General features: G+C 36.9%; 17 protein-coding genes. 5 read left to right on the plus strand and 12 right to left on the minus strand.

Annotation, left to right across the window (positions count from 1 at the left end):
- Positions 1-172 precede the first annotated feature (172 nt).
- From dapF to TR08_RS28595, 6 genes are all read right to left on the minus strand, one after another.
- Positions 173-1153 carry a diaminopimelate epimerase gene (gene dapF, locus TR08_RS28570; protein WP_045524048.1) on the minus strand — a complete coding sequence of 327 codons (981 nt, stop codon included), beginning with the start codon at positions 1151-1153 and terminating at the stop codon, positions 173-175.
- 64 nt (positions 1154-1217) lie between these two features.
- Complete coding sequence (locus TR08_RS28575) at positions 1218-2003, minus strand: hypothetical protein (RefSeq protein WP_045524049.1); 786 nt, start codon at positions 2001-2003, stop codon at positions 1218-1220.
- A gap of 154 nt (positions 2004-2157) precedes the next feature.
- Positions 2158-2937, minus strand: a complete 780-nt coding sequence (locus TR08_RS28580) for an ABC transporter permease (protein WP_045524051.1) — start codon at positions 2935-2937, stop codon at positions 2158-2160.
- The gene (locus TR08_RS28585; protein WP_045524053.1) at positions 2934-3842 is read right to left on the minus strand and encodes an ABC transporter ATP-binding protein; all 909 of its coding nucleotides are present in this window, start codon (positions 3840-3842) and stop codon (positions 2934-2936) included. Before TR08_RS28585 ends, TR08_RS28580 begins: the two co-directional genes overlap by 4 nt.
- Positions 3842-4042 carry a PLDc N-terminal domain-containing protein gene (locus tag TR08_RS28590; protein ID WP_045524055.1) on the minus strand — a complete coding sequence of 67 codons (201 nt, stop codon included), beginning with the start codon at positions 4040-4042 and terminating at the stop codon, positions 3842-3844. The genes TR08_RS28585 and TR08_RS28590 overlap by 1 nt, the downstream gene beginning before the upstream one ends.
- A gap of 103 nt (positions 4043-4145) precedes the next feature.
- The gene (locus TR08_RS28595; protein WP_045524057.1) at positions 4146-4469 is read right to left on the minus strand and encodes a DUF4870 domain-containing protein; all 324 of its coding nucleotides are present in this window, start codon (positions 4467-4469) and stop codon (positions 4146-4148) included.
- Between the two features lie 169 nt (positions 4470-4638).
- On the opposite strand from TR08_RS28595, the gene TR08_RS28600 reads away from it, so the two are divergent.
- Entirely contained in the window at positions 4639-5766 is a 1128-nt protein-coding gene (locus TR08_RS28600) for an amidohydrolase (protein ID WP_045524059.1), read from the plus strand.
- A 309-nt stretch (positions 5767-6075) separates the two neighbouring features.
- Entirely contained in the window at positions 6076-6639 is a 564-nt protein-coding gene (locus TR08_RS28605) for a GNAT family N-acetyltransferase (protein ID WP_045524061.1), read from the plus strand.
- Positions 6640-6692: 53 nt separating this feature from the next.
- On the opposite strand, the gene TR08_RS32915 is transcribed toward TR08_RS28605, so the two are convergent.
- Together TR08_RS32915 and TR08_RS28610 are read right to left on the minus strand one after the other, a co-directional pair.
- Entirely contained in the window at positions 6693-6851 is a 159-nt protein-coding gene (locus TR08_RS32915) for a hypothetical protein (protein WP_193747873.1), read from the minus strand.
- Positions 6852-6989: 138 nt separating this feature from the next.
- Positions 6990-7754 (minus strand): SDR family oxidoreductase, encoded by a 765-nt coding sequence (locus tag TR08_RS28610; protein ID WP_045524310.1) that lies wholly within the window; start codon positions 7752-7754, stop codon positions 6990-6992.
- Between the two features lie 163 nt (positions 7755-7917).
- On the opposite strand from TR08_RS28610, the gene TR08_RS28615 reads away from it, so the two are divergent.
- Positions 7918-8385 (plus strand): Hsp20/alpha crystallin family protein, encoded by a 468-nt coding sequence (locus TR08_RS28615; RefSeq protein ID WP_045524063.1) that lies wholly within the window; start codon positions 7918-7920, stop codon positions 8383-8385.
- A gap of 118 nt (positions 8386-8503) precedes the next feature.
- Here the strand turns inward: TR08_RS28615 and TR08_RS28620 are convergent, their stop codons facing one another.
- Complete coding sequence (locus tag TR08_RS28620) at positions 8504-8962, minus strand: FixH family protein (RefSeq protein WP_045524064.1); 459 nt, start codon at positions 8960-8962, stop codon at positions 8504-8506.
- A gap of 2 nt (positions 8963-8964) precedes the next feature.
- Positions 8965-9252 (minus strand): hypothetical protein, encoded by a 288-nt coding sequence (locus TR08_RS28625; RefSeq protein WP_238579269.1) that lies wholly within the window; start codon positions 9250-9252, stop codon positions 8965-8967.
- A gap of 95 nt (positions 9253-9347) precedes the next feature.
- Between TR08_RS28625 and TR08_RS28630 the strand changes: the two genes are divergently transcribed.
- Positions 9348-9590 (plus strand): hypothetical protein, encoded by a 243-nt coding sequence (locus tag TR08_RS28630; protein WP_045524068.1) that lies wholly within the window; start codon positions 9348-9350, stop codon positions 9588-9590.
- Positions 9591-9633: 43 nt separating this feature from the next.
- On the opposite strand, the gene TR08_RS28635 is transcribed toward TR08_RS28630, so the two are convergent.
- Both TR08_RS28635 and TR08_RS28640 read right to left on the minus strand, forming a co-directional pair.
- Positions 9634-10455, minus strand: coding sequence for a hypothetical protein (locus TR08_RS28635; protein ID WP_045524069.1), 822 nt, complete (start codon positions 10453-10455; stop codon positions 9634-9636).
- 58 nt (positions 10456-10513) lie between these two features.
- Positions 10514-11458: a CobW family GTP-binding protein gene (locus TR08_RS28640; protein ID WP_045524311.1), complete on the minus strand. Its 945-nt coding sequence runs from the start codon at positions 11456-11458 to the stop codon at positions 10514-10516.
- 117 nt (positions 11459-11575) lie between these two features.
- Between TR08_RS28640 and TR08_RS28645 the strand changes: the two genes are divergently transcribed.
- Positions 11576-12286: an AlbA family DNA-binding domain-containing protein gene (locus TR08_RS28645; protein WP_045524071.1), complete on the plus strand. Its 711-nt coding sequence runs from the start codon at positions 11576-11578 to the stop codon at positions 12284-12286.
- Position 12287 lies beyond the last annotated feature (1 nt).

The raw sequence follows: 12287 nt of genomic DNA on the forward strand, positions 1-12287 counted from the left end.
CCGTTATAGTTACCGACCCCTGTTTCTATACAGATTTCGGTCACTCCGGGCTACCTGCATTGACCCAAATACTTTTTCCACATGCCTTTCGGTCACTCCCGATTTTACCGTTCAGCAAAGTGAAGGTCACATAGATTCTCTCTATGTGACCTTTATGCATTCATTAGACTCTTTACAAACCAGCTTTCTGAAGATACCCTTGAGCATCTGCCTGGAGTTTTTCGTAGGTTGACTGCTCGGGAAATTCTTCTTTCGAGTTCACTGAAAAGGTATCGCGTTCCAGGTCGACATCAACCTGTGCTTGGTACAAGTACGTTGCATTACCAATTAAATCAATGCTGTAGTTTTCATCGTTTTCATGTACTACACATTGCACTCTTCCACCATTATTATAAACATTAATAACTTCTTCCACGCTATTCAGCCCTTGCAGGCATGTTACCAATGTAGAAGCTGACATTGCTGTTCCACATGCATTTGTGAAGCCAACCCCGCGTTCAAACGTATTTACATAAATACTTCCCGCATCCAAAGATTTAACAAAGCTGACGTTCACTCCGTCAGGGAATAACTCATTTGGATTATTCACTTTTTCACTAATCTGCCTTTGAATGACTGATTTCATTTGCTCTAAATCCACAATTGAGATTAAATGCGGATTTGGTACCGCAAGTGCAGAAAAAGTTAAATCCTGTGAAAGCTCTGGGATTTTTTCATTAAGTAAATTGGGTTCATCTATATTCAATGGTAAGTCCGACAAAAGGAATGATACCGGTGAAATTTCTACTTGGTAGGTTGTCACCTTTGGATAGATATCCTGTTGTTTACTCACCTTTAAATCAGCTTTCATGGTTTCTATAATCGCTTCAGTAAGTCCCTGCATTTCGCAAGCATATCTAGCAACTAACCGTAGACCGTTTCCACACATAGATGCTTCTGACCCGTCCGCATTAAATACCCTCATTCTTCCATCAGCATGATCGCTTTTCATAATAAATAGGATACCATCTGCACCTAAATCTGAATTTCGGTCACATAACAACGTGGCAAGCGCTGCCCTTTCACCTTCTGAAAAGGAATAAGCATTCGTTATTTCATCAATTAAGAGAAAATCATTTCCTGAACCATGACCTTTAATTAAATCAATCTGCACTACAATAACCTCCGCCCTTTTTTTAACTTATTCTATCAAATATTCAGCGAGAATGACACTTTCCTTATCTCTCAATAAAATATTCATTAATCAAAAATGACATCCTTAACAGCTTGTCCTTTTCTGTTAAGTTTTCTGAAAGCGAAAGTACTGGTGTATTGGGTTCCGGAAATCGACTACTCCATTCAACAGGCATCCATCCCCGTCTCAGCCGTCCATCCTGCTGCCTCGACTGATTAAGGATACGTTCATCCATAAAATAGCCCGAGCCTTCAACAGAGCCAATGAAATTCCCAAATTCATCAATAATTTCTTTCTTTTTTTTCAACCAGGATATTCTATCTTTTTCATAGCAACCTAAATATCTCTTGTTTTGATCATAGACTTCAATGATTAATGGTGTGGATTTTTTTATTTTATAAAATCCAACAGCCTGATCTTGCCTATTATAGAGTGCATAAATTCTTGGTTTCCTAAACAGATTAAACCCCTTTTGACGATATTTCTTAATGATTCCTGCTTGGTGTCCATCAGGAAAGAATAAGTGTACACTAGACTCTTGCTGGTTCATGTAAACAACCACAAGGTGTCTCGCTTCAAATAAGCTTTGATAATAGCTTTGCGATAGAGATATATTTCTCCCTGCCGAAATAGACTGTTTCATTCTAAAAAGATAGATTTGAAAACTTATGAGGCTGTAAACAACAAAAGGTATCGTTAGTAACATAATTTGATTGTTTTGAAAATAATAAAGATTCCCAACACCGATGATGATCGCGGGAACGAGCGCTGCTATGCTTCCATTTAAGGTAATATTGGCACTGCCTCGGTAAAATTCATGTATTTTCATCCTGAAAACTCCTTATCTGCCCCTCTTATATTTATTCTATTAAACGTGGACAAAAATAATGATAGGAGTTTTTCTCTATATCTAATCGAAAAAATTAATAGAAAAAAAGAAGCCAGATAACTGACCTCTCCATTACAACAAGTGAACAAATTATTTAAGAGGCAAGCTCTTTTTTCTTAAAGAGGAATACACTTAACCATAAAAGAATGACAATGAGTAAGATGGCTACTAAACTTGCAGGGAGTGTATCATCAGGAAGTTCCCCCACTGTTAGCAATGCGCTCGCGTAGCCTGCTAATTGCGAAGGGCTCCACTCTAGTAAATGAGAAAGCGCCCCGCTAATGATACTAAGTACCAGTGCAATCGCCAATGATATGAAGCCTGCCATTCCTGGAGTCAAGAGAGCGGCACTAAAGAATATAGTAACCGTTAATACCACAGTCAACCATAATCCAAATAAAACAAATGATTGAAAAAATTCTCCAATAGGGATCCAATCAAATAACTGACCCGTATAATACCAGGTTGATAAATATCCAATAAATAAAGAAAACCAAACTAACAAAAGACTGCCTGCCCATTTTGAAGAGATATAAGACAGATAAGAAACCGGTTTAACTAGAATCATGGCCGCCACTCCACTTTTTCTTTCACCAGCAATAACACCCATTGTTCCTAAAACAATGATTAACACCCCGAGAGTGGAGTATTGGCTTAGACCGGAGGCTAAGACAGCTCCAGCGGTTGGAGGTGGTATATCTATAATTGACCCTTCCGGCAGACCGCCAAATGATTTGATGATTTGCGGCAAATAATAACTCGTTAACGGTTCTGATACACCTAATAAGATAAAGGTGATTGGAACCCATATCCATTTAAAATTTCTCCACATTTCGAGAATTTCTTTTTGAAAAAGCGTCATCCATTGGCTCATTTCCCCACCACCTTCATAAATACATCTTCAAGAGTCATACTACTCATTTCAAATTTATCCAATTGCCAGTCTTTTTCGGAAATTAGTTTTAAAAATTCCTTCCTGGCCAGCTCTATATTCGTAACAAACACACTAATCCGATTTCCCTCTATTAAAATGGATTTTGTTAAGGCATGATTTTTAAGTGTATTTCCCATTTCCACTGTTTTCTTACGGAAAATCAAATCTATCTTTGCTTGTTGGTGCCGTTCACGCAAGTCCTCCATTGTTCCAGATTCCACAATTTCTCCATTATGTAAAAATAGGATTTCATCACAAACTTCCTCGGCATCATTCAATATATGTGTAGAGAAAAGAATGGTAGTCTCCTTTTTCAAACCTTCGAGAAGCTCTAGTACTTCTCTTCTGCCAAATGGATCTAAAGCAGACACTGGTTCATCCAACATCACAAGCTGAGGACGGTGAATGATTGCCTGTGCAATTCCTAGCCTTTGTTTCATCCCGCCAGAGTATTTCCCTACTCTTCTATTTTTTGCATCACTTATTCCAACTAGTTCTAGGAGCTCTAATGAACGTTCCTTTGCTTCTTTGCCTGTTAGTCCACCAAGCTTTCCCACATATTGAAGAAATTCGAAACCAGACATCCAGTCATAAAAAACAGGAAACTGTGGCAGGTAGCCAATTAAGTGGCGAATATCCCCATCCTTTTTAGCACCACTAAATGAAATAATCCCCGCAGTTGGTTTCATTAATCCTGAAAGCATTCGAAGCGTCGTTGTTTTACCTGCTCCATTGGGACCTAATAGGGCAATACACTTGCCCTTTTCAAGTTTAAAGTCTAGGCCCTTTATCACTTCATTACCTTGAAAATTCTTTTTTAACCCTTTAATTTGAATGAGAGACATTAATTATTTCTCCTTCCAATCACAAAATATAGAATGGGTCCAATAATATTTACAATCACAATAATAAACACCCAAAGCAGCTTCGGACCATTTGTCTTTTCGATTCGGGATAAGTCCACAAGTGATACAATCACTAAGATAAGTTGTATAAAAAATATCGGCGCAATCAATCCCCAGCTAATTCCTTCTAATAATTCCATGCTAATTCCCCCTTGATTTGCTTTATACATTGATATGACGTTTGAACTATAAAAACGTTCAAAACCCAGCAAAGTTTTTTTGCTGGGCTAGTTGGTCAATTTTTCATTTAATGACTCTAAAGATTAAAGGGAATCGATATTCATTTCCTTCATATGCCTTGACAGCTGCGATGATGGTAAATACTAGGGCCATAATCCCCAATATCCATAATAAGAAAATGCCTACAATAAGGAAGATTAAAATCCCGCTTATCACCGAATAAATCGTGTATGAAATGAAAAAGTTAAAATATTCTCTTCCATGATAATTAATAAATGATGACTCATCCTTCTTAATTAACCAAATAACCAGCGGACCTATAATCGGGAAAAAAAGACTAACAACATAGAGAATTGCCGCAAGCATTCTTTCTTCACTTTTTACCATTTTATGATTCCCCCAACGGAAATTTTTTTCTATCTTTCCCTAATAATTACGCCGTTATCAGTAAAAAGTTTCATAATTTTTTAAAAAATCATTTATTTCCACTATCACTTCAACAGTCCAGTTGATAAAATAGTAAAAATAATATTATAAGTGTGTAGAAAGGTTTAATATCATGAAAATACTTCTAAAAAACGCAAAGGTTTATCCTATCACATCAAAACCAATTCAAAATGGCGATGTCTTAATTGATTATGGAAAAATAATAAAGGTGGGAAAAAATCTTCATACCGATTCAAATGTCAAGATTATTGACTGTGGTAACCTATATCTCTTACCTGGATTTATTGATGTTCATACACATTTAGGTCTATATGATGAAGGAACTGGCTGGGCTGGTAATGACGCAAACGAGACAGCAGAAGCGATGACTCCTCATATTAGAGCCATTGATGGCGTCTACCCATTAGATCCTGCTTTTTTCGATGCGATTAAAAGTGGAATCACAACCGCACATGTCATGCCTGGAAGTGCGAATGTGATTGGAGGCACGACATCAGTTATCAAAACTACCGGAAAAAATGTAAAAAAAATGATCGTCCAGGAAATTTCAGGTCTTAAGCTCGCATTAGGAGAAAATCCGAAGAGAATTCATAGTCAAGGGAATAATGACTCGATAACACGAATGGGCATTATGGGAATGCTTAGGGAAGCGTTCTATAAAGCAATCAATACGGATAACCCAGATGATCTACGACTAGCTCCACTGGTAATGGCATTAAAGAGAGAAATTCCTGTAAGAATTCACGCTCATCGTGCTGACGATATTATTACTGCATTACGTCTCGCTGAGGAATTCAATTTAGATTTAAGAATTGAGCATTGTACCGAAGGACATTTAATTGCCAGTGAATTGTCCGGGATGAATTTAAAAGTTTCAGTTGGTCCGACCTTAACAAGGAGATCAAAAATTGAACTAAAAAATAAAACCTGGAAAACCTATCAAGAGCTTACAAACAAAGGTGTCGAAGTTTCGATTACCACAGACCACCCTTATACCCCAATTCAATATTTAAATATATGTGCGGGCATAGCGGTGCGCGAAGGTCTCTCTGAGCAAAAAGCTCTAGAAGGGATTACCATTTTACCAGCAAGAAACCTAAAGCTAGACCATCAAATAGGCAGTATAGAATCAGGAAAAGAGGCTGATTTAGTACTTTGGAGTCACCACCCTTTTCATTATTTAGCAAAACCAAAATGGACGATGATTGGCGGTGAAATCGTTTTCTCAGAACAGTAGAAATATGTTGAAATTTGCCAAAAAATAATCTCAAAAAACGGCAAAAAACCTATTTATTTTTTTTATTTTTTCTTGTATGATACTCTAAGTGACACCGAAATAGGCCTAAAAATCTGGGGGGTAAATCACATTATTTTTCATCAACAAAAAAAATGATATAGGGAAGGCAAATGGTGCGCCACCAGTAATACCTGGTTCTAGTGGGTTCGATTCCCACCCCGAAATTTTTTAGTTTATCTGAATAAAAAATTTCGAGGGTGGGCCGCTTCTTTAGACATGGGATCGGATTGCCCGATGGAGGGAAATTCAATGCTTAAGAAACGAGATCTTCATGACAGCCATGTATTATTTGAATTAATGTCGCATCCAGATGTCTTCCCTTTTGTGCGTCAAAAATGCGCTTCTTATGAAGAATTTATTTTCATGACCAAACAAACCATTGAAGCGGAAGATCGCGGTGAAATCATTTCACGGACGATTCTTGATGAATGGGGTGCCCCAATCGGAACCATTAATCTTTTTGATATCGAAGATAATGCAGGATTTTTAGGCACATGGCTCGGAAAGCCATACCATGGAAAGGGCTACAACAGCCCTGCAAAGGATGCCTTTTTCCAAGAAGTTTTTTACACTATGGGAATAGAAACCATCTTTATGAGGATTCGTAAAGTAAATATCAGGTCTATTAAGGCTGCCGAAAAACTCCCTTATGCAGTAAAGGCAAATGAAACCAGAAAATCACTTTACGAGCAGTTGAATGCTGATGGTGATGTGTATGATTTATATGAAATACCTAAAGACCAATACTCCTTCTACCTCATGCGAAATAATGGTGCAGTACAAGAAGAACCTTCACATTTGTTAGAGGCATAGCAAAAAAAGCAATTGGCTTTGACCAATTGCTTTTTTCGTTTAAAAATATGTTATTAATCCGTTATATCTTGTTCTATTCCTGAAATAACCTCACTAATACCCATATGGAGCAAAAATTCTTCTAGTTCCTCATTCGTTAATGTTTCAAAACGACCATCATGAAAAAAAACCTGAGTTTGATTTGGATTAATTCGGTTCATATTAAAACTCATTTTATTTTGCTCCTTTCATAGATGTGTTACATCTATTATCCACAAAAAGAACATAAATCATTCCAAAAAATAGAATAGTTCAAAAAATTGTAAATGTAGGAATCATTTCGTCCCCCTTAATTATTTTGGCAGACTTGCTTAAGAAAATGCCTTTCCGAGAACGTCCATTCCACCAGTTACTGGAATGATACTACCAGTTATAAAGTCGGACTTTTCGTCAATAAGAAAAGAAATGACACGCGAAATATCCTCCCCCGTTCCATTTCTTCCTACTGGCACGCTTTCACTAGAGGTAGCTTCCTCGATACCTTTCTCTTTCCAGTGAGAAATGATATCCCCAGGGCAAACCATATTAGCCGTAATTCCATTTGCTGCTTCTTCTATTGCAATGGTCCTGGTCAGTGATGCCAGCCCTGTTTTAGCCGCAGCAAAGGCCGAACGGTAAACCCAGCCAGGTGTGGTTTCAACTCTCTCGAATCCCATCGTAATGATTCTCCCCCATTGCTGCTCGCGCATAATAGGAATAATTGCTTTCGATATATAAAAAACAGCATTTAAATTCCCATTGATTAAATAATTCCATTCATCGAATGAATACTCCGTTAATTTTTTTCTTTCACGTACATAAGGGCCCGCATTATGAATGACAACATCGATTGAAGTGAATTCTGAAATAACCGTTTCAACAATATGTGAACAATCTACCTGATTTGCCACATCTCCTTGAATACAAATCATTTTATTCCCGAATTTTTCTTCCAGATCTTTTGATAAAAGAATTGCTTCTTGATTACTGTTTCGATAATTAATAGCTAGCTGATAACCTTGTTCTGCAAGCTGGCAAGCAGCTTTTTTCCCTAAACCAGTAGCCCCTCCAGTAATTAATGCCGTTTTTTTCTTCACAAGCGCCATTACCTCACAATTATGTTTTCTAAACTATATGCTTGGAAGGCTAGTTATATATGCACAATTTGTTTTTTCTGGATATTTTTAACGCCTGTAACCTATTTTGCATAGGATATGGTATCAATGCCCAGAGAGTATTTGCGAAAAAGGTGGGGAAGTTATGTTTCCGTGGAATTTATTCCCTTTTAATAAAGACATGAAGAATAAGCTGCAGGGTATAAAACCCGATGAAATTGACCAATTTATTAAAGGCATAATGGGCAATGTAATGTCTTCTCAAACAGGAGAAGGTACCATAAACCCTCAAGACATCGTCAATCATTATCGCCATCAACCCACTCAGCAGGCACATACATTGAACTCTACAGCCTTTGAAACGCATGATTCTGTATTTGTTAGAATACCAATTAAGGATGAATCACTCCTTAAAGAAATGCGGATTTATCATACTGCAAATCAGCTGATGGTGGAAAATATACCTGAGAAGGATCATAAACATTCCATTACACTTCCGGCAATGGTAAAAAAGAAGGGATCCTCTGCTAAATATAAAGATGGAATCCTCGAAATAAAGCTAATAAAATCATATGACATTCAATATTCTCAAATCGATGTTACAGAAAATTAAAAAGGAAAAGACAGCATTTATTCGCTGTCTTTTCCTTTTAGCTAAAAACTTGTCTGTTGATTTCCGCTCCAATCAACAGAGTTAGAAAATAAAAATTTGCTATAATATAGCCTATTTTTTAATGCCCTTCCATATCCATTCCTTCCATTGAATGGTTCGATTCACTTGGATCTTCTGGTTCACTAGGTGTTCCAACGACGAATACTTTTTTAGGCATATTATGCATGTCTCTAGCAGTAACGTGTGAAATGATGTAATAGGTTCCGTCTTGTTCAAAAGACTTTTCAAAACGATAGATTCCATCCTCAGCATGTTCAACTACAATTTTTTCATGTTTTTCATCCTTGGCACGCCAAATTTCAAATTTCACCTCATCTGCGTCTTCAACATTCTCGTCTCCTTGGGTAACCTTTGCTTCAAAAACAATCGGTTCATTAACATTTCCTTTTTCTGGGTTAACCGTCAACTCCACCTCAACAAACTCAGGTAAATCATCTGATTTTTGTTCTTTATTATTGCATGCACTGATGAACAATACAGATACAATGATAAGAAATAGAAATAAGAATTTTTTCATGTTTACCTCTCCTTTATTAATTGCTCCATAACACCATTGTGCAGGTTTATGAGTGATACCTTTGCTTCATTTGAGATTGTGGACTGTGTGATCCTGTTAATAGCATAATAATATTTTTCAAACTTATTTTTACGAATTCTCGGATGGGAATTTTCATCAAGCAGTTCTCTTTTCACTGCTTCCTTTAGTGTTTCTTCACTGCTGCTATCACTTACAGCAAGCAAACGATTATTCCAAATCATTCGATATTCAGCTAGTAATTCATCAAAATTTATTTCTGCAATAGTCAATATACCCACCTCCATATATCCTCAATTGCATTGTTACATACTTTCCAACATTATTGCAAAAAATAAATACAATAATTCCGTGAAAGGAGATAACTATGTCAACACCTTATAAATGTCCTAATTGTAAAACCAATCGAAGCCGTTTCAATATTATTCAACAAGTTACCCAATCTGTAAAACTTGACCCCCAATCTGGTGAGGTATTACGAGAATACAGCGAAAATGATTTAGAACCCTTCCATCTGCCTTACAAGGGACCAGATTATCGAATTCAATGTGCATCCTGCGGGCTAATTGAGGACGAGAGAACGTTCATTAAATTTGGTGAACAGGCCTAACACAAAAACACCTTTATTTCTGTAATAAAGGTGTTTTTTCATGTTATTTTAGGTCATTTTCTTTTAAAAACAAATCAGAGTCTATTTTCCAGGCTTCCATCGTTGAAAAACGAATTAAATGGATTTCACCCCTATAGTGCTGGGGTCCTCTATTTTTAATAAACAAGTCGATTTCAATTGGCACTTCCATGCTTATTTCCTGTTTTAAATCCTCGGCAGGTAATATCGGCATCCTTGTTATTCTAACATTTTCAATTTTGCCTAATACGGGCTTCCAGTTAAGTTCCTGCATGGAGATTAACTTGGAAATATAGGCATCCTGCTGCTTTAAACCGGCGATATAGGCTTCAACTGTCTCATATGGTGATGCCTTACTTAAATACTCCTCAAGCTTCCCAGAGGCCTTAAAAATCATCAACATATGGGAAAGGTCCATCGAATTTGTTCGATGGGTCGTACTTCCGTAAAAGTGGATACAAAAATGCCCTGGAAAATTATTTTTTAATGCCCCTGCTCCATGTGGCATACCGTGCATCGAACCAGCAATCCATTGGTCCTGACTAATCACGATGACCGCCCGCCGTTTCCAGCTCCATTTTCCTCCGTAGATTTTTTTCATAATTTTGGTATCTTTTGGAGTCAATGGCTGTACATCGGCATGATGACTGCCCGCACGCCTTTGAACTTTAAACTTCTTCCCTGTTTCCAGATCTAGGACCGTAAACTTTGAATACTTCGGTAAAACATTATTGACTTCTTCCCATGGTAGCATTTCAATTTTGTAACTAATACTTGTTGCAGCATGAATCCCTTGACCATATAGGAGGAAAAGTATAACCATGATCGTAATTGTTTTCTTCTTCATCTAATCCTCCTTTACATGAAAATATCCACATTAAAAGAGTTACCTGAAGAAGAAATGTTCATTCATTTTCTTTTTGGCTTTTGAAGTCATTTTCAAGTTTTTCGAGTTTTTCTTCTATATCTGACCACTGTATATTTTCACCAATAAACACTAGATTTAAGGGTAAATTCATCTCTTCCTTCATGTAAAAAGGCATTCCATAGGAGTATTGGAAGAGATATGGTTTTGATGAGGGATCAAATTTCAAATAGCCTTTAATACGGTAGATTTTCTCTGGTAAATCCTTCAAGAAATCCTCGAACCCAGAATGACTTATAGGCCCTTTAAATTGATATACAAAGGTAGTTAAATTAAGAGCTGTTTTAGAAAAGGTTGAACTCGTCTGTTTATCAAATGATAGTGATAGTTTTCTCAATTCATCAATAGAAACCTGAGAATAATTGGTTAACAAACAGCGGGCAACCGAATTGATTCCTTGAATCTCAAAAATAATTTTGGACTGCTCAGATTCTGACAGCTCATCCATTTTATTAATGAGAATGAAATCAGCGTGCCTGACCTGCTCGAGAAGTAATTGCTGAAGCTGTGGGCTTAACACCTTTCTATCTCTCCATCTCAATCCATCTACTGTCGTAACAATGCCTTTGATCGTGAATTGATCCGCAAATAACGGTGAAAGGATGGCGTCTAGAACTTCAACTGGGTGAGCAGCACCAGTGGTTTCAATATAAACCACTTCTGGTTTTTCATTTACTAATAACCCTTGCAGCTGCGCCTCAAGCTTGTCCTGAATCGAACAGCAGATACAGCCTCCTAATAATTCCTTCAAAGCTACATCCTCTTCACGAGCGACCTCAGAATCAATTGAAACCTTACCTAGCTCATTCATCATTACAGCTGTTTTTCGGCCTCTTGACCGCTCATTTTCGAGCAATTGCTTCAAGAGTGTTGTTTTTCCACTTCCTAAAAATCCTGATAATATATAAATTTCTGTGTTGTTCATCCCACTAACCTCTTTTTCTTCTGATATTCCTTTTATTATAGCTGAAATTGGGCTATCAACTAGATAGAAGTGGATTATAATATTAATAAAAAGACTTTTCAGAAAGGATTTTCCCTCATGATATATGAGTATGTCTACCCAAAAAGTCTCCTGCATTTCATTAAAAACCCTTCACATGAAACCTTAAAAGATCTTCTCCTACACAATACAGGTGAAACAGATTTTCTAGATTTTAAAACAAAATGGACTGAATTTTCGAAGATGGCTAAACATGTTCTTGCCATCGCAAATTCGGGCGGAGGCTGTATTATTGTAGGTGTCAGTCAAAATGATGAGGGAGCAATTTCCTTAACAGGACTTAACGAAGATGACTTTTTAGATAAAGCAGATATAGACAATAAACTAGCAAATTTATTGCCAAAATACTTAAAATACCGTACGGAAGATTTTCATTATAGTGATGATCAGCAAATCTTGAGAAATAAACGATTTCAAGTGCTCATAATTGAATATGATCCAAAATATGTACCTTATACTTCTGTTGTTCAACGGAACGAGCTTCGGTATGGTGCCATATATGTACGACAAGGAACGAAATCACTGGAGGCAACGAATGACAAGCTCGTTGAAATCATCCTGCGTAAGGTTCAATCTGGAGGTTCTGGCGTGAATGAATATACCCTAAAAGAGCACCTGGATCAGCTAAAGGAATTATATGAGGAACTTTCCTCACAAAAAAATAATGAATACAGTAATTTTATTGCAGATTTGATAGAACGTAAACAAGAAAGAATTCGGCAATTATTAGATATTAACCCTGAAAACTGAT

Origin of the sequence: Neobacillus niacini (genome assembly GCF_000759675.1) — a bacterium.
In the GTDB taxonomy this organism is placed as follows: domain Bacteria; phylum Bacillota; class Bacilli; order Bacillales; family Cytobacillaceae; genus Neobacillus; species Neobacillus niacini_A.

Bases quoted from the DNA above. Each gene is read 5' to 3' on its own strand.
- TR08_RS28605 (WP_045524061.1), top strand. From the start codon at position 6,076: ATGCTTAAGAAACGAGATCTTCATGACAGCCATGTATTATTTGAATTA.
- TR08_RS32915 (WP_193747873.1), bottom strand. From the start codon at position 6,851: ATGAGTTTTAATATGAACCGAATTAATCCAAATCAAACTCAGGTTTTT.
- TR08_RS28620 (WP_045524064.1), bottom strand. From the start codon at position 8,962: ATGAAAAAATTCTTATTTCTATTTCTTATCATTGTATCTGTATTGTTC.
- TR08_RS28640 (WP_045524311.1), bottom strand. From the start codon at position 11,458: ATGAACAACACAGAAATTTATATATTATCAGGATTTTTAGGAAGTGGA.
- TR08_RS28590 (WP_045524055.1), bottom strand. From the start codon at position 4,042: ATGGAATTATTAGAAGGAATTAGCTGGGGATTGATTGCGCCGATATTT.
- TR08_RS28585 (WP_045524053.1), bottom strand. From the start codon at position 3,842: ATGTCTCTCATTCAAATTAAAGGGTTAAAAAAGAATTTTCAAGGTAAT.
- TR08_RS28580 (WP_045524051.1), bottom strand. From the start codon at position 2,937: ATGAGCCAATGGATGACGCTTTTTCAAAAAGAAATTCTCGAAATGTGG.
- TR08_RS28635 (WP_045524069.1), bottom strand. From the start codon at position 10,455: ATGAAGAAGAAAACAATTACGATCATGGTTATACTTTTCCTCCTATAT.
- TR08_RS28645 (WP_045524071.1), top strand. From the start codon at position 11,576: ATGATATATGAGTATGTCTACCCAAAAAGTCTCCTGCATTTCATTAAA.
- TR08_RS28615 (WP_045524063.1), top strand. From the start codon at position 7,918: ATGTTTCCGTGGAATTTATTCCCTTTTAATAAAGACATGAAGAATAAG.
- TR08_RS28630 (WP_045524068.1), top strand. From the start codon at position 9,348: ATGTCAACACCTTATAAATGTCCTAATTGTAAAACCAATCGAAGCCGT.
- TR08_RS28575 (WP_045524049.1), bottom strand. From the start codon at position 2,003: ATGAAAATACATGAATTTTACCGAGGCAGTGCCAATATTACCTTAAAT.
- TR08_RS28595 (WP_045524057.1), bottom strand. From the start codon at position 4,469: ATGGTAAAAAGTGAAGAAAGAATGCTTGCGGCAATTCTCTATGTTGTT.